Raw genomic sequence first — 16,999 nt, 5'->3', positions numbered from 1 at the left:
AAAAGTGTAAATATATGGGTGAACATAATAAAAACGCCCAATTCAAGAAGTCTCATACCTAATTTATACTTTGATATTTGTCATTTAGATGGCAAAACTCGATTAGAAATCAGTAAATTATACCAACGAAAAGATGTTACAACTCATAAAAGTTGTTATTATTTAATGAAATTTGAGCATCATATTAAAACAAACTTTAATTTAACTCTTAAAGAATATTGCAAGAAATACTTAACAGAAGAATGGCCGCGCTGTCCGATTAATAATGAAGAAGTTGGATTTGTGATTAACGGTAAAGGATTAAGTTTAGCGATGTTTGTTGCCACGGTTGATAAAGAACATTCAGAATCATTTAAAAGGTCATGTGAGCGAATGTCAGAAGAAAGAAAGGGCGAAGGAAATCCAATGTTCGGTGCTAAACCGTGGAATAAAGGACTAGGATTAGAAAATCCAATAATTAAAGCTAACGCAGATAAAAGAAGAGGAAGTAAATCATCAGAAGAAACTAAAGCAAAAATTAAGAAATCCCGCGCCGAGCACCCGTTAAAAGCGCGACATACTACCCCGCACAGCCCAGAAACTTGTGAAAAGCTAAGAATTATAAACGCTAAAAAATGGGCGGATAGAATTTTCGATAGAAAAACGTCTATTGAGCAAAAAATGGAAGATTTTCTAAAAACTCTAAATCTGAAACAAGAATTTATATATCAATATCAAATCAATTATTTTACTGTGGATTTTGCATTTCCAGAATCAAAAATAGCCATCGAAGCAGACGGCGATTATTATCATATAAACCCTGCGTTTTATCCAGACGGGCCAATTAACGCAATGCAAAGACGTAATTTTGGGCGGGATAAAGCTAAAAACAACTATCTAGGACAATTAGGGTGGACGATTTTAAGATTTTGGGAGTGTGAAATCAACTCAGAAGTATATAAAGATAAGCTAGTTAAACAATTGCGAGAATTAAATTTATTAGAAATAAATGAAAACTAAAAAAGAGATAGAAGAGTGCGCCGACAGATTGTTAAGAGCCAATAAGCCAAAAATGATTGTTGCTGATTTAGATAATGAAAATGAACTTACAGAACAGCAAGTTAAACATTTCAAAACGGCAGAATATATTTGGAATCTAACTCCTCAAACCGTGGAAGGAAAATATAAAGATAAGTTTATGGGTCTGCTTCTAGATGAATCTTTAAACTATGTTCATATTGTATTTGGTTCTCAACGATTTCTTGATTATATTTGGAAGATTAAACCCTAATGAGAGCACAATTAATTAAATCAGTTAGAAAATTAGGGGTTAAGAAAACTCTAGATTTTAAAGTAAATCACCCTGACCATAATTTCTATGCAGAAGGAATTGTAGTTTCTAATTCTCACAGCGCAAGTTATGGCTATTTAACGGCTATAACAGCTTATTTCAAAGCCAATCATCCAAAAGAATTTTTCTTATCCTTACTCAAAAACGCTCAAAATGAATCCGAGCCGTTAGTAGAAGTCAATAAAATTCAAAAAGAATTAAAATGGTTTGGTGTCGAATTACTTCCCCCGTGTTTATTAAAAGGTAACATTGATTTTCGGATCGAGAATAATAATATTAGATTTGGATTAAATAGTATAAAAGGACTGGCAGAGTCCGCGCTAAATAAATTACAATCTTTCAAGCCCGAAAACTGTAATAAATTTGAAATGTTTCAAGCCGCCAAACAAGCCGGGTTGTCTTGCGGCGTAATGGCAAGTTTAATTATGTCCGGTGCGCTGGATGTTTTTGTTTCTGAAACTAGAAACAAATTATCTTTTGAATGTTTATTATTTTCACGTCTCAAAGACAAAGAAAAAATTTACTGCTTAAATCAAGCTAAACTAGGTAACACTGATTTAATAAGTTTAATTAAAAATATTATTGAATGGACAGATAGTTTAGGTAAAAAGGTAGCCCGTAAAACCCGACTAAATACATTAAGAAAGGATACGTTAAAATATCAAGAAATTTATAAATTAAATTCTCAGTACGAACAATTATGTAATTGGTGGTTTGAGAATGAATTATTAGGATTTGCTTATTCCAGCAATTTAAAATCAATTTTTAGTAAGTCCGGGCGCGAGGACATTATTAATTTATCTCAATTTAAACATGAAATTGAACCTAATAATTCTGGTATTATAATTTGCCAACTGAGAGAATTTAAAACATCTGTATCCAAAAAGGGTAATAATATGATGAAAATTTTTGTATCTGATGAAACTGATAACAACTATTTTTATTTTGCCGGGGATTCTTATAAAAATTATTTAACGGAACAGGAAATAGACAATAAACCCAATTTAAAAGAAAAAGATATTATAGCTATAAAAGTTATGAAATCTAAGGATGGATCAGGCGGGTTCGTTCAAAAATTAACCGTCCAAAGTCAAAAAATTTATTGCAAATTAGCCGATTTGAAAGATTTACCAGTGGAAGAATCAGAAAATATAATCCCCGCCGCACCACTACCAGAACAGACAGAAAATCCTGACCAATTTGAGTTAAAATTGACGTAAAAAAGTTTTTCAAACTAGCCGGATTGCGGTATATAGATTGGTATGAACGAATCAAAATCCAATCCAGAAGAAATCGTATATCCCAAAATCAAAAAACTCAAAATTCAAAGATGTCAGTTTGGAATTCCCGATGAACTAGATTGTGAAAATGGATATATTTCTGATTGTAATGAACCGGCGGAATGGTCGGTAAAATATCCGGGTGATAATGCTCCGTTTTATGTTTGTGAAAAACATTGTATTGAAATTGAAGAAGAGTTGGAAAAATTAAGTAATGAATAATACGATTAACGAAATTAAAACTGCTAAAGAAAAACTTGAACGAGAATTAGCAATCTTAGTCGGGGCGGCTTTATTTAAATTCCGCCAAGAAAATAATATTATCGTTAATGGAATATTTTTTGATTTTACTCCCATATATCAAGTCGGGGAAGCCAAAATGCTAGATTGTTTGACGGAATGTAAGATTACAATTGAAGTTTAATAAAACGAATAAAAATTAAAGAATAAAAGATTAAATTATAAAATATAAAAATAAAATGTACGAATACTCAGCAAAAATAATATCAGTTCATGATGGTGATACTTTTACAGCCGAAATTGACCTTGGGTTTAACATTAAAGTTAAAAGTGTTTTTAGACTATTTGGAGTAGATACCCCAGAACTAAATAAAGCCGACCAAAAAGCCGCCGGGATAATCTCTAGAGATTTCGTTACAGAAAAACTAAAAAGCAGAGATATTATAATTCAGTCAATCAAAGCTGAAGGAGATAAAGATAAATATGGAAGATATTTAGCGAAAGTTCGATTTATTGACTCGGATTTACAACAAAAGGATTTAAGTGAGTTATTAATTGCGAATAATCTAGCTGTTGCTTATTTTGGAGGTAAAAAACAATAAATAATAATTTTATCAAATAAATGAAGATAGAATTACTTTCACATTATTGGTAATAACTTGATGATTATAAATTAAAATAATTACTAAATAAATATAGAAATATAAAATATGAACAAGAATAGCGTAACCTTAATTGGATTTTATGGATCAGACGAAATTCACGCTTGTTCTGCGTGGACTTCTACTAGCCGCGAAATAACAAATGAAAAACGAGAACGAATTCCTAAGTTGTTAAAAATGTTAGCTGAGGCCGGACACCATACACCTTTTGAAAAATCGTCTTTGCATTTTTTAGTAACTAGTGAAATTGCGAGCCATATTCAAAAACTGAAGCACAGAATTGGAGTTTCTATAAATGGTGAATCCGCGCGATATAAAGAATTAAAAGAAGATAAATATTATATTCCTAATGATTGGCCTGCTGGATGGCAAGAAGAACTAGAAAATTATACGAAACAGGGATTGGTTTTATACCATAAATGTTTAGAGTCTTTGGTTAATGACTATCAGTTTGATAAAAAACGAGCAAAAGAGTCCGCCCGATTCTTTCGTGGATATAATACTCAAATAGATGTTGATATTATGTTTAACTGGAGAAGCTTTTGGCATTTTTTAAATTTAAGAAATTCTCCACATAGTCAAAAAGAGATAAGGGAAATTGCGGCAGAAATGTTAGATTCAGTTAAAAATATTGAAGGAAATCCTTTTAAATATACATTAGAAGCGTTTAATTTATAAAAATTTATGGGTAAAAATAAAAATTCCTCCGGGGCTGGAAAAGGTGATAAAAATCGAGTTAAAAATTTCAAAAAATACCAAGATAATTTTGATAAAATAACTTGGGCTAAAAAAGAGTTTGTAAAAAATAAGAAAAATGATAGTTCAAGTTTATAAAAATTTGCATAAATCCCGCGCGGCTGACAAAAATATTTATTCTGTCAGAAATAAAAAGTCTGGATTGGTAACAAATCATGTTGAAAATATTGAGTTAAAAAACGTAATTTTTAAGGTAAGTGAAGCCGGGAGGCAAAGAGTCCTGAAAGAGCGTCGGAAAAATGTTCATGCTAAAATTGAAGGGACAATCTGTAGAAATAAAATTATTCAGCCCGTCCGGGCGGCTCAAGTTTACTACAATCCTTACAAAACTGAACACTTTATCAATCTTTCCACCGGAGAAAAGATATATAGCTCTAAGAGAGTTTTGATCAACAATCAGGGAGTTTTTATAGAAAAAATTTAACGAACAATGAGTTTTTATCCCGGTGATGTAGTTTTTTATCGCCTTACGCAAAGAAAATTTATTGTTGTGAAATTTTATACAATAAAACATGATAATTGTAAATTAGAATTGATTGATTTAAAACCTCTAATTAAGCAAAAAAGTGATAAATTTATAAATTTTTTGGGATATAATTCAATTTATTTTGAGTTAGTAAAAAATAATCATGAAAATCAACACTGAAAAACTTTATATATTATATACAGAAAAAATAAATAAAATTGCTGATGATTTGCCGGATAAATCATCATTTGAGCCGCGCGAAATTGTCGATATAATCGCCCTGATTCTAGAAAGAAATCCAGATTTAATTACAAAATAATGAAAAAATTTAATCTAACACTTCCATCAGGTAAAAGAAAAATAATTGGCTCAATAACTTTTACTTACGACAAAGCTTTTTATAGGGATAAATTTGACCGGACTCCAAAATATTGTCCTAATAAATTAAAAATAAATATTTATGAAGGAGAGACAGAAGAACAAGTCCGGGCGGACGCAATTAAATGGTATAAAAACGTCAGAAATATAGAAATTAGAAGAATCGGGGATCAGGGAGGAAGTTTGTAAAAAAAAACAGAAATTTCCACCGGATCAAAGTATATAAAATAGTATCGAAAGAAACAAGATAACAAAAATTTTACAAGAACAATTCAGTTCAGTAAATATAAAACAAAATGCCTAAAGGCACAACAAAAACAAATAAAATAATAATTAAAATAATGAAAAACAGTAAAAATAAATCAGTAAAAAATGTAGCCGCCGCAACCACCAAGACTCCCCGGATTTACGTGGATTATACCACCCGGCTAGGATCAACTAAGGGTCGTATGGTAGGAATAATGACCATCAATGCAAAAGGAGTTGTCAGTAAATTTAACGGACAAATTCTAAATCAGTCGGAACAGTTCGTAACGGTACGAGATCGTAATAAACAAAAGAATTTCAAAATTTCTAAAAATACGATTATTAGTTTAACTGGAGTATAATTAGTTAGTTAAAAAATACTCGATGGGGATTGAGTAGGTAAATAATTCCCCAAAATTTCAACAAATTTAACAATAAGTAAAACAAAATGATACAAAATATGCAAAAAAATAATACAAAAGAACAACAAGCAGAAAAAGCCGCCCGTATTCTCGAATTAAATATCGAACTACGAGATTTACAAAGTAAAAGAAAATCGGTAGCGGGTGCATTTACATCAAGAATCAAGGAAATTCGTCAAGACATCGCGGACATTTTAGACGATCAGGATACGGCCAAGGAAATTGTGGCGGGCGTCCATGATATTCACGATTTAAAAATCGTAGAATAGTCTCAAAATTTCTCAAAAAAAAGTATATAATATAAGAGTAAATAACAACAATTCAAAATAGAACAATAATAACATTATGCTTGGAAATAATAATCAAAATAACGGTAAACTTTTCGTAATGAAAGTAGTAACACATGACGCGGAAAAGAAAAAATTAGACCATCCTACTTTTGAAGTAAGAGAAAAGAATGAGGAAAATAAATGGGTAATTACTAAAAATGTTCCCGCTGTGTCCGGGCGACTATCTAAAGTTACGGTAAAAGAAGGCGAGTGGGAAGGCGATAAGTTTTATACCGTTTCTACCTTAATCAAAGACGATGAAGCTGAGGAGTCTTATTTAGTAGATTTCAAGTTTAATCTAATGAATAGAAGTGTTTTTAATTCTCTATTAAATATTGATACAACTAAAGACATTAAAATCGGTCTTTATATGTCTAAAAAGGGCTACCCCGCTGCATCTGTCCGCCAAGGTGATGACATGATTAACTGGAAATATTCGCTGGACGAACAGCCCAAGGCCGAGGAAATCACCTTTAAAGGTAAAACCATGAGAGATTATTCTGCCGTGGATAATTTCTTTGTCAATGAATTGAAAGAGTTCGGAGCAAGTTTGGGTTCTGCCCCGGCAGTCAGTTCTACTAAATCAACTCCGGTTGCAGAAAAATCCGTGATAAAAAAAGAAAAAGTATCTAAGAAATCTCCGCAAAAAGAACTAGATGAAATGTCTGTCGGAATCGCCCCGGACGACAACGATTTATTTTAATTGTTTGGGTTAGTTGCAAAAAATATCTATCTGGTAGTGTAAAAATTACCAGATAGATTTTTTTTATTTTTATGCAGATTTTAGGAAATTTTTTAGGAGATAAAAGTATATAATTATTCAATGGAAAACAATCAAAAAGATAAAAAGTTAAAAATAATTTGGTGGTCTAATAGCCCATTAGCTCGCACGGGTTTAGGTAGAAACTCTAAATCAGTTCTTAATCATTTATATAAAACTGATAAATACGATTTAGTTATGTATTGTATGGGAATTGTGGATGGGCATCCAGAATTTCAAAAACTTCCATATAAAACTATTGGTTCTATTCCCTCCGATCAAAATCAAATCAATTATATCAATTCTAACCCACATTTACGTCCAAGCGTTGCTTATGGTGGATACATGTTGGACTCGATGATTAAAAATGAAAAACCAGATGTTTTGATTCTGTCAGACGATTTTTGGGCGGGGACTCATACTGGTTACTTTGATAAACCTTGGTTTAATAAATTTAATTGTGCTTTACATTGCACTATTGATTCTGAACCTGTTCTACCAGATGCATTAAAACATCGAGACAAAATTAAAAATTATTTTGTATGGGCGACATTCGCAGAAAAATTATTAAATACTGATGGATTCGATCATGTAAAAACTATTACCGGCGCGATTGATCCTACACCTTTTCATAAACTTAATTTTATTGAAAAATTAGAACTAAGAGAAAAATTTGATATTCCGCGCGATGCATTTGTAGTTTTGATGACTTCTAGAAATCAATTAAGAAAAGAATTTATTTTATTGATGGAGGGTTACGCTCAATTTAAAAAACAAAATCCTGAAATTAAAAATACTAGATTAATTCTACATACGCACGTCCCCGAAGATCAAGGGTGGGACTTACCCCGCGCCGCCAAAGAATTTGGAATAGAGGAAGAAGTTTTATATACTTATGTCTGTCATTCTTGTAATGAAATTAATATTAAAAAATATGAAGGGCAAGATGTTGATTGTAAATTTTGCGGCGGACAAAAAAGCACGGTAACGTGCGGGGTTAACAAAGGATGTACAGAGGAAGATTTAAATAAAGTTTATAATTTAGCTGATTGTTATTGTCACCCCGCCAATGCCGCTGGACTAGAATTAGGTTTAATTGAAGCCTGTTATTCCGAATTACCTATTGCTACTTGTGCTTATTCTGGCACAACAATGTTTACAGATAATAATGATTTTTGTTTTAATATTGATTTTTCTTGGGGTAGACAGACTGGAACTAACTTTAAAAGAGCCATTCCTTATGCTTCGTCGATGGCTAAATTTTTCACTAGAATATATAAATTACCAATTCAAAAACGACAAGAATTAGGTAAAAAAGCAAGAAATTTTGCCTTAAATACTTTCAGTCCTGAAATAGTAGGAAAACAGTGGGAGAATTTTTTGGATTCATTAACTCCGACAGATTACGATTTTAATTTTGATCAAGTAAGAAAAAATGATAATCATCCATTTAACGAAACAATTTCTGATGATGTAGAATGGGTAGCTGATTTATATAAAAATATTTTACTATCTAACCCAGATGAAGATGGATTAAAAAACTGGATCGAAGGATTAAAACATGGTCAATCCCGCCGACAAATTCATGATTTTTTTATCGGATTAGCTAAAAAACAAAACAGCGAGGCCGGACAAGATAAAGTCAATTTAGAAGATTTATTCGACAAAGAAGATAAAAGAAAACGAGTTATTTTGATACTTAAAGAATCTATCGGAGATCATGTGATTTTGACCTCTTTGCTGCCTTCTATTTTAGAAAAATATCCAGAAAATGAATATTGTATTTATGTGTCCGCCGACCAAAAATTTTGGGACGTTCACGCAGGGAATGATAAAATTAAGTTAATACCGTTTTTTCCTCAACTTAGAAGTGAATTATTTGTTATTGGTTCTGGAACTGATAAAAAACTTTGTGATGTTTTTCATGATTTAGCTATTAGTACGCAGGTATCGTTAAATTATCTTTCTAACAAATATTAAATTATGTTACTCGCTCAAACTTACGCTAATAATGCGTCCATAAACTTAACAGGTAATGAAAAACCTATTTTACCAAACCAGTATTTTCCCGTCCCGGCGGATAAATATATTACCATCCAAAATTCAAGTGGAATGGGCGCAAAAAATTATGGTTTATGGGCAGATGTTATCAACTTAATAAAACCCTATTTAGATAAAAATAATATAGAAATAGTTCAGTTAGGACAAGGGGAAGTCCAGCCGTTAAATAATGTAATTAGTTTGGTCAATAAAACTAATTTTGCTCAAAGTGTTTATGTTCTCAAAAATGCTCTATTGCATGTAGGAAATGATTCTTGGTGTGCCCACGCTTGCGCCGAGGATGTCCCCTGTGTTGTTTTATATGGTTCTACCTCCATCGAGTGTCATTCTCCATATATCACTCATTCTAAATCAAGATTTATTGAATCCCACCGATTCGGTAGAAATACCAGTTATCAGGCCCAAGAAGCAGGATTCCAAACAATTAATTTAATTAAACCTGAATTAGTAGCAAAATCTATTTTAGAAATTTTGGAGATTGAAAATAATATCACTCAAAACACTATTTTGTTAGGAGATATTTATGCCGCCGGGGTTACAGAAATAAATTTGATTCCTAATGCCATACTAAATCCAGAATCAGTTCCGGCCCCGCAAATTAATCTTCGGGCGGACTTATATTTCGACATTAATTATATTGTGGCTAATCTACAAAGAAGAAAATATATTTTGTGGCTGGACAGAGAAATGGATTTAAATGTTTTAAAACAGTTAAAACCCAATATTGAAGTTATTATTTATCGGGTGGACGAAGATACTGATCCAAAATATTTAACTAAAATCCAAAAATTAGGAATACCTTTACATCCTTATACCAAAATGTCCCCCGAAGATTTAAATAAGATTAAATTGGATTATTTAGAACTTCCGGTAATCAACAAGCACGAAAATATATCTTTAAATCAAATAAAAGATAGAATTAAAAATTATAATAACGACAAAGAATTAAAAGATGATGAATTTTTCAATCAAAAAATTTATTACAAAAGTAAAAAACATTATTTATCTGACGGAAAAATTTATAATAGTATAACAGATTGGCGCAAACAAATATCTGTAGAAAACGTGGATTTTCCTAGTGTCGCGGATTTTACCGACCAAGATTTTATCAACCAAACTAATCATTTTCTATTCTTTTCGGAGTAGAAAGTATATAGAATTACAAGAACAAATTATATGAAAAAAAATAAAAACCAATCTGAAATTCAACCAACCGAAACTTCTACAACATATTCCGCCCCGGAATTTTCTATGCCAGAAGCCCCAAAAATGTATTCAACGATAGTAACTGATAATAACAAGGAATCTCCGGCAATGGACGAATGCCAAACTATTTCAGTCAAAGAAACTGTTAATAAAAAAATTGATTGGGAATCTAAAATCGATCCACAATATTATGTTTTAAATCGTCAGAAAAAAGACGAAATCGAGAAAGTTTATGGAAAGAAATTTTATGAAATTGACATAATTAACGATAAAGTAGATAAGAAAAAATATTGTCTTTTGTTATTGCAAGGAATGAGAGATTTATTAGATACTCGTGGTTATGAATCCGTGGATTATACCATTAGTCATTGCTCCCCGGATTTCGTATCTGTAATCTGTCATATTACTTTTACTCCACTTTATCCAGACGAACCGCTACAGAATAGAAAATATTCTTTTGGGGCGGACGCTCATAAAGGCAATACTCAATCATGGTATGGAGAATATTTAACAGCCGCCGCGTTTAATCGGGCCATGTGTTTGTGCCTAAGAAATGCTTTAAAAATTAACACTGTATGTTATGAAGAAATCGGTGCGAAAATGAACGAGGAAGATAATAATCATGCTAAAAACGAATTAAATTCTAATCCCGTTGGGCCACACGCTACCCTCCAAAGAAAAATGAGTGAGAAAAATATTTCTTTTGATAAAATAAAAAGCACTTCTATAAATAAAAAGAATGACGATGGAAGTTCTAAATTTCCTGATGCAGAAAAATGGGAGTCAGTTTTAAATATTCCTGTTGCTATAGTATTAGAAATACTTAATAATTTAGCGGCTAAAGAAAAGAAAAATAATTAAATTAACTTCTATTAAATAGAAGTAAAATATTCTATTTCATTAAATAATTTAGCTATTTTGATATATTCGTTAGGAAAATCTAATTGTAATCGAATAGCCATCTTAGCCATAATTCCATGATCTTTTTTTAGTCTTCCTAAATGAATATGCCCAGCGTTTGCATGACCTTCTGGACGATTCGGCCCGCGAGGTAATATAAACTCCATTCGGCCCGCGAATGTTTTTGACGGGGCTACCTCTCCAATTATCACACTGGTTTGATATCCATTAGTTTCTTTTAGAAATTCTCTATTGGATTGATGTATTCCAACCTTTAAAGACTCTCTAGAATATTGTAGTATTGACTGCAAATCATTTCCTCCATAAATCCCAGTAGCACAGCTTTTTTCTGGAATTTTATCATTAAATCTTTTGACGGTAAATTGGTCATGAATAGACTTTACAAAATCTCTTGTATCATATAAATATTCGCAAAAGAAATCCGCGTTTAATAAATTATCGGGTAATTTTTTACGTAACCAAGCATCATAATCTATATGAACACAAGGAATATTACGTTCTGCCATAATAATATTGGCAGATAATTTAGGCAAATCATAGACATGAGATAATTCATCTGGTAGAAAAGGTAACTCTATTGTTTCATCAAAAGGTAATTCTAGTTTATTAAATAATAAATCAATTCCTTTATTGTCAGAAATTAATATTACCTTTTTAAAATATTTTTTAGCCCAATTAATAGAACCGCACCATAAAAAAACTTGCCATAGTGATATATAACTACTTTTATGCTTCCAAGAAAATACTGCCGTTTCTATCATATTTTTAAATAAGATTTATACCCCGCCGCCATCCACTATCGTGCCGGAAACTTTGTCCTTTTCGTCTAATTCTTCTGCTCCAATAAATACTAAATACCCTAAAGAATCAAAATGAGCAGTTCTTTTAAAAAAGTAAGACGTAATTGTTCCAACACTACCACCTCCCGTTGAGCCAGTACCCGCTACAACATGAAGTCTGGTTAATTGTAAATCAACTCCATCTGTCACAGTTCCACCGGAATTAGTGGGCGGACGTTCTCTGTGCCAAGTGTCTTTATGAGGTTTAGTCTTATCATTCTCCGGGGCAGCATATTTCCACGGCTCTTTTGATAAATCATCAGTTCCACTCCCATCTTTCGATGATCCTAAAACATATCTATTTTCATTTGTTCCTATTCTATTATGAGAATTTAAAACAATTTGATTAAAGGCTGACATATTATTTTATTATTATTTATTAACTATTTTATTATTATTTATTAACTATTTTATTATTAACTATTTTTATCCATATACAGCCAAACCAGTAATATAAAGCGATATTCCAGTATTTAAATTTAATCCGCTAACTTTTAATATTGCTATATCAGATAAAGAGTCATAGGGGTTAATATATTCTACATTAATAATAGCTGTAGAATCGGTATAATATACGGGATGGTCGGTATCTAAATATTTATTTTTTTCTATATTGTATAAGCCGCCAGAATAATAATTTACTTGATCCTCACCTTGTCCAGTAAATAAATTCCATGACCCAGTAAATGTTTTAGTATAATCTATAATATTTCCACTACCGGAAATATAGCCGGAAATATTTTGATAATAAACTCCACTACCAGTAAATTTATAGTTAGCAATTAATCCAGTAACCGGTAAATTGCCACTAAATACCGATTGTCCAACGCCTAAATCGACGCTACCAACTAAATAATAGTCGGAGACGGTCATAGTCCCAGCATTACTAGGATCAATAGTTAAAAGAGTTTGTTGTGTTATGCTATCTGGATACAAACCAGTGATCATTATAGTAGTTGGGGTATCTTTGAATCCGGTGGCGATATTGCTAGCATTTATATAATCTACTAACTGATCAATATTATAATAAGTAGAGTCATAATAAGCATTACTCATTGATGGAAAACCTGGATTCACTGCGGTAATAGATACTAGATCGTTCGGCTGCGGGACGCCAAAATAAATTTTCCCAGTAGGGTAAATAAAACCGGTTCCAGAAACATTATATAAATTTTGAGTGGAATTACCCGTCAATAATCCATTATAATTATATGTTCCACTCCCACTGTTAATAGTTCTAGAAACTATCATATTGTGGAAGCCGCTGGCTATTCCGCTATAATTAATTCCAGTTCTATACCCCGTTACGTTTAAAGAATACGGCCAAGTAAAACTTCCGGTGGCATACTGTAAATTCCCGCTAAAGTATCCAGAAACAAACCCAGTGGCAGTATTATTTAAATATCCGCCACTTCCTGTCCCTATTCCGGTAACAGAATTGCCACTTATTAAATAACCACTATTAAAAATATATCCGCTAATTTGACGAGAAAAACCGGAAATAATATCTATATTGGTATAAAAATTACCGCTGCCAGAATAATATTCTAAAGAAACAACTATCGGAATACCGCTACCAAATAAAGCTTCTACATCGGATGTATATAATTGGGTATTATTTTGTATAATATAATCCAACCCATTTAAATTAAAGTTATAATCATTAGTATTAACGGGCGATTCTGTAATATTAATTACTGTATTGTGAAATAATGTTCCACCGTTAGTAAATAAGTTCATTTTACCCGTATATAACCCCGCCGATTCGCTTGTTGGATAAATATAAAATGCCCCAGATTCACCAATATTTAATTGTCCAGTAAAAATATCCGAATAGCCAAATGGTAAATTTGTAGAAAAATTAGAATATTCTCCAGAATAAATAATTAAAGGTAAACTATTATTAATTATATATCCAGTACCTGCATAATCGCCAGTAAAACAAGTAATATTAGTCACTGATAAATTAGGCTGTTCGCCGTTTATATAAAGATCATAGTCGCACGAAATATAATTAGGATTAATATAAAAATAATTATATGTTCCGGTATCTTTATAATTATTATAAGATATAGGATTATTATTTATAAAATAATCATAACGTCCACTTTTTATATTACCAGAGATTGAAAATGTTTCGTCTGGAGTATATGCTCCAACAAATTTATTATTATTATCAAAAATTTTACCACTATTACAAAAATAATTAATAACCGTGGGAATATTGCCGCTTTTCAAACCAGATACCCCCAAGTTAACGCCCCCCAACAATGAATCAACTAACAAATCCGCTTGAAACTGAAAATTTCCAGTCTGACTATAGAATGATTTTTTTATACCTGTAGACGTAGAATACATAAATAGTATAATTAACTTTTATTTTTTAACAGTTGGAAAATAATTTACAGTATTAGTATAGCTCCCCGGTCTGTCGGAGTTAAACTCTCGTCCAAAGGTAAATGTTTCGATATTCGGTAATATCATTAGTCTAGTTCCAAATTCGTATGTAGAAAAAACACCTTTATCGTCCACAGATATATCAATATTTAATAATCCATTTTCTATAGTTGGTGTATATCCTTCTACATCAACACCGGCAATTTTAAAAGATTTAGAAATTGATGGCTCAGTTAAATCTACTGTAAGATTTTGAACAAATTCTTCATGTATAGTTTGAATCTGTTTTGTATTATATTCGCATATTTGATTTGCCTTGGTCAGTATCTTTAGACTATCGTCTGATATATTTTGATAATTAACAGCTAATTGAGCATAATTGCAACTTTCACCATCATCTAAATTACTTTTATTAAATGATTCAACTTTTGAAATAATTCGTCTTCTAATGTGAGTTTTTTGTACAACTACTCCAAATGCAGCAGATGTTGGTTCAGTATATTTAAATGATCCTACAGGGGTCTTAAAAACAACTCTGTTGGCGACCGGAGTATTATTTCCAATAATCTTACATTTTAGCTCTGGGTATTGAAAAATAACTTCTACTCTTTGATCTTGTGGGTTGGCTGCTTTATTGATTGGGACTCCATCAAATAAAGTACCTTGACTAGCATAGTTATTAAAACCATTGATTTCAGTTAAAAGAAAATCGTCCTTTCCAACGGCATGTCCTAAATATAAATAAATATTACCAGCGGTTGAATTAGCAACATCGATGTTGGCTATATCAGTTATAAGCGTGCCTTGTAGATTGTTTTTATTTTTTATTTGATAGGGTAAATAACCACGGGCAGCAGATATTAAATCTTTATTTAATATAGATTCTTTTTTATCATCTTTATCAGCACCCGGAGAAGGAATGAAAGAATTTTTACCACGATCAACAACAATTAATTTAAAAGCTATCCGAGATTTTTCGCTGGAAACAGAACTACGAGTATCCCTAATTGCAGCTAAAAATCCAGCAAAAGGTAAATCTCCCAAAGTCGAATTATTTTTTACTGAAGATGTATTATAGAATTTAAAACCACCAGTAATATCTCCTAAAGCCTGATAAGTTACATTACCAGTATCGACAAAATCATTATAACCACATGTGCCGTTTAAATCAAGGGCAAATTCTCCGCTTGTAAAAAATGTATCATCAGCATTAGGAACAAATACCGCATACTTATTTAAAAAATCAGCAAATTTTCTTTCTTCGTTTAAAAACTCATTTTCTATGGCTTCATCTTTTTCCGCAAGGAAAAAAAAGTAACTATTGGGATATTGAACAATTTTCCATTGCATTTCTGTACTTAAAGTTTGAACACAAGTTTTGAATACACGATTAGCGTTAATAAGGGCAAGATTAGGTTTAAAAAGATTTCCGATTTTAACAGCTAAAGCATCAGGTAGTGTAAAAGGGTCTAAAGATATTATATTTTTATTTGTTTTTAAGTCAATAAATTCCTTGGGAACAGGCTGTGAAGAAATATTCTGTCCGATTGGCTTCAAATCCCCTAATGTAAAAGCATTAGATAGAATTTTCATGCCCAATTTTTCTAATACTTTACCAGGTGTAAACTTAGCAGCACCATTCATTTGATATTTACTATAAAAATAATATAAATCTCTTAAAGTTTCGCTGTAATAAGCAAATCCAGCCGCTATACTGTCTATTTTAGAACTAACGGTAAGGCTTGTTGACAAGGCAGCATTTTGTGTTAAAGATTCACATTGAATATATCTAGCTTCTTGACAAGTATATACTTTAGCGGGATCGCCGGGGCGAGAAAAATTTGTGATAGTGGCAGTTTTTAAACTATTACTCATTGAGTAATTTTCTGTATAATCAACTACATCGGGACAAAAATCTTGTATTGAAGCTTTTACCTGTATAGTATTTCGTAAATCTTTAAAAACTGCTTTTCCTTGATCCCAATAAAAGAAAAATCCAAAATCAGAACACCATTTCAATAAAACTTCACGAAGAGTTCCTGTATGTCTAGCTAAATATTTAGGATTTGAGTCCACCGCCCCTGTAATATTGATACCTGCTGTTTTTATTTTAGCTAATAATTCTGTAAAATTATATTTAACATCATTTATCTCGTATTTAGCTTTCTCCACGCAATCTAAAAATTCTTCCGTAGCTTTAATTTTCTCGTCAACTATACATGGATTACATGGATCATAAAATTTTTCAATTGGTGTTGCATAACCGTCTGGGTTACATGCATCTACTTCTTTACCTACTAAAATTAGATGTTTGGTGGATTTTAAACCATGTTTTTTGTACAATCCCACGTAAGTTATGTCCAGTATTCGTGAATTGTCCACAAATTCTAATTCTAAAACTTTTCCAGACGCATTGGCCGAATAACTATATCCTTCTAAAAACCCTGTAAAAGAAATTTTTGTTCCAATTTTAATACTATATGTACCACAATAAGTATTACTTAAATCACTAGAAGATATGTTGTAGTCTCCACTTTCTGATACAACTGAAATTTTTACATTGCTTTTAGAATCTCCGTATGCAATTTTATATTTTATATTATAAATATACCCCCCAAATAAAGTGTTACGGCCATTTACTGTAATTTGTGGAAGAGTCTTAATTGCCATATTATATTTCTATATTAATATATACTTTATTTTATA

The 16,999-nt window shown here is 31.5% G+C and carries 21 protein-coding genes; 17 read left to right on the top strand and 4 right to left on the bottom strand.

From position 1 onward, the window contains the following. The first annotated feature begins 18 nt into the window (after positions 1-18). The 17 genes from ACKVOD_RS11355 (at position 19) to ACKVOD_RS11275 (ending at position 10,997) form a co-directional block, all read left to right on the top strand. Positions 19-999 (top strand): endonuclease domain-containing protein, encoded by a 981-nt coding sequence (locus ACKVOD_RS11355; protein ID WP_409209584.1) that lies wholly within the window; start codon positions 19-21, stop codon positions 997-999. Then, positions 989-1,270, top strand: a complete 282-nt coding sequence (locus tag ACKVOD_RS11350; RefSeq protein ID WP_409209583.1) for a hypothetical protein — start codon at positions 989-991, stop codon at positions 1,268-1,270. Before ACKVOD_RS11355 ends, ACKVOD_RS11350 begins: the two co-directional genes overlap by 11 nt. Beyond that, on the top strand, positions 1,270-2,550 hold the full coding sequence (locus tag ACKVOD_RS11345) for a hypothetical protein (RefSeq protein ID WP_409209582.1): 1,281 nt from the start codon (positions 1,270-1,272) through the stop codon (positions 2,548-2,550). The genes ACKVOD_RS11350 and ACKVOD_RS11345 overlap by 1 nt, the downstream gene beginning before the upstream one ends. Positions 2,551-2,592: 42 nt before the next feature. Next, positions 2,593-2,832, top strand: a complete 240-nt coding sequence (locus ACKVOD_RS11340; RefSeq protein ID WP_409209581.1) for a hypothetical protein — start codon at positions 2,593-2,595, stop codon at positions 2,830-2,832. Continuing rightward, positions 2,825-3,034, top strand: a complete 210-nt coding sequence (locus tag ACKVOD_RS11335) for a hypothetical protein (protein ID WP_409209580.1) — start codon at positions 2,825-2,827, stop codon at positions 3,032-3,034. Before ACKVOD_RS11340 ends, ACKVOD_RS11335 begins: the two co-directional genes overlap by 8 nt. 55 nt (positions 3,035-3,089) lie before the next feature. After that, positions 3,090-3,452: a thermonuclease family protein gene (locus ACKVOD_RS11330; protein WP_409209579.1), complete on the top strand. Its 363-nt coding sequence runs from the start codon at positions 3,090-3,092 to the stop codon at positions 3,450-3,452. 108 nt (positions 3,453-3,560) lie between these two features. Next, complete coding sequence (thyX, locus tag ACKVOD_RS11325) at positions 3,561-4,190, top strand: FAD-dependent thymidylate synthase (RefSeq protein ID WP_409209578.1); 630 nt, start codon at positions 3,561-3,563, stop codon at positions 4,188-4,190. A gap of 6 nt (positions 4,191-4,196) precedes the next feature. After that, a complete protein-coding gene (locus ACKVOD_RS11320; RefSeq protein ID WP_409209577.1) occupies positions 4,197-4,346 on the top strand; it encodes a hypothetical protein in 150 nt (49 codons plus the stop codon). Continuing rightward, positions 4,327-4,692 (top strand): hypothetical protein, encoded by a 366-nt coding sequence (locus ACKVOD_RS11315; protein WP_409209576.1) that lies wholly within the window; start codon positions 4,327-4,329, stop codon positions 4,690-4,692. The genes ACKVOD_RS11320 and ACKVOD_RS11315 overlap by 20 nt, the downstream gene beginning before the upstream one ends. 205 nt (positions 4,693-4,897) lie before the next feature. Then, positions 4,898-5,053: a hypothetical protein gene (locus tag ACKVOD_RS11310; RefSeq protein ID WP_409209575.1), complete on the top strand. Its 156-nt coding sequence runs from the start codon at positions 4,898-4,900 to the stop codon at positions 5,051-5,053. Further along, positions 5,053-5,301: a hypothetical protein gene (locus ACKVOD_RS11305; RefSeq protein WP_409209574.1), complete on the top strand. Its 249-nt coding sequence runs from the start codon at positions 5,053-5,055 to the stop codon at positions 5,299-5,301. The genes ACKVOD_RS11310 and ACKVOD_RS11305 overlap by 1 nt, the downstream gene beginning before the upstream one ends. A gap of 152 nt (positions 5,302-5,453) precedes the next feature. Further along, on the top strand, positions 5,454-5,720 hold the full coding sequence (locus tag ACKVOD_RS11300; RefSeq protein ID WP_409209573.1) for a hypothetical protein: 267 nt from the start codon (positions 5,454-5,456) through the stop codon (positions 5,718-5,720). Positions 5,721-5,806: 86 nt separating this feature from the next. Continuing rightward, positions 5,807-6,049 (top strand): hypothetical protein, encoded by a 243-nt coding sequence (locus ACKVOD_RS11295; RefSeq protein ID WP_409209572.1) that lies wholly within the window; start codon positions 5,807-5,809, stop codon positions 6,047-6,049. Positions 6,050-6,167: 118 nt separating this feature from the next. Continuing rightward, positions 6,168-6,812 (top strand): hypothetical protein, encoded by a 645-nt coding sequence (locus tag ACKVOD_RS11290; RefSeq protein WP_409209571.1) that lies wholly within the window; start codon positions 6,168-6,170, stop codon positions 6,810-6,812. A gap of 120 nt (positions 6,813-6,932) precedes the next feature. Continuing rightward, positions 6,933-8,849, top strand: a complete 1,917-nt coding sequence (locus tag ACKVOD_RS11285; protein ID WP_409209570.1) for a glycosyltransferase — start codon at positions 6,933-6,935, stop codon at positions 8,847-8,849. A 3-nt stretch (positions 8,850-8,852) separates the two neighbouring features. Beyond that, positions 8,853-10,076: a glycosyltransferase family 9 protein gene (locus ACKVOD_RS11280; RefSeq protein WP_409209569.1), complete on the top strand. Its 1,224-nt coding sequence runs from the start codon at positions 8,853-8,855 to the stop codon at positions 10,074-10,076. A 30-nt stretch (positions 10,077-10,106) separates the two neighbouring features. Then, positions 10,107-10,997 carry a hypothetical protein gene (locus ACKVOD_RS11275; RefSeq protein WP_409209568.1) on the top strand — a complete coding sequence of 297 codons (891 nt, stop codon included), beginning with the start codon at positions 10,107-10,109 and terminating at the stop codon, positions 10,995-10,997. 11 nt (positions 10,998-11,008) lie between these two features. Here ACKVOD_RS11275 and ACKVOD_RS11270 read toward each other — a convergent pair whose 3' ends face one another. The 4 genes from ACKVOD_RS11270 to ACKVOD_RS11255 all read right to left on the bottom strand — a co-directional run bounded on the left by ACKVOD_RS11270 (position 11,009) and on the right by ACKVOD_RS11255 (position 16,963). Then, a complete protein-coding gene (locus ACKVOD_RS11270; RefSeq protein ID WP_409209567.1) occupies positions 11,009-11,818 on the bottom strand; it encodes a DUF6734 family protein in 810 nt (269 codons plus the stop codon). A gap of 15 nt (positions 11,819-11,833) precedes the next feature. Further along, a complete protein-coding gene (locus ACKVOD_RS11265) occupies positions 11,834-12,256 on the bottom strand; it encodes a hypothetical protein (protein ID WP_409209566.1) in 423 nt (140 codons plus the stop codon). A 66-nt stretch (positions 12,257-12,322) separates the two neighbouring features. Beyond that, the gene (locus tag ACKVOD_RS11260) at positions 12,323-14,254 is read right to left on the bottom strand and encodes a hypothetical protein (protein WP_409209565.1); all 1,932 of its coding nucleotides are present in this window, start codon (positions 14,252-14,254) and stop codon (positions 12,323-12,325) included. Between the two features lie 18 nt (positions 14,255-14,272). Beyond that, entirely contained in the window at positions 14,273-16,963 is a 2,691-nt protein-coding gene (locus ACKVOD_RS11255) for a hypothetical protein (RefSeq protein WP_409209564.1), read from the bottom strand. Between the last annotated feature and the right edge of the window lie 36 nt (positions 16,964-16,999).

The organism is Flavobacterium sp., assembly GCF_046155325.1.
Lineage (GTDB): Bacteria > Bacteroidota > Bacteroidia > Flavobacteriales > Flavobacteriaceae > Flavobacterium.
Note: the sequence above shows the minus strand (reverse complement) of the source record. Positions and strands in the feature narration are given on the sequence as shown.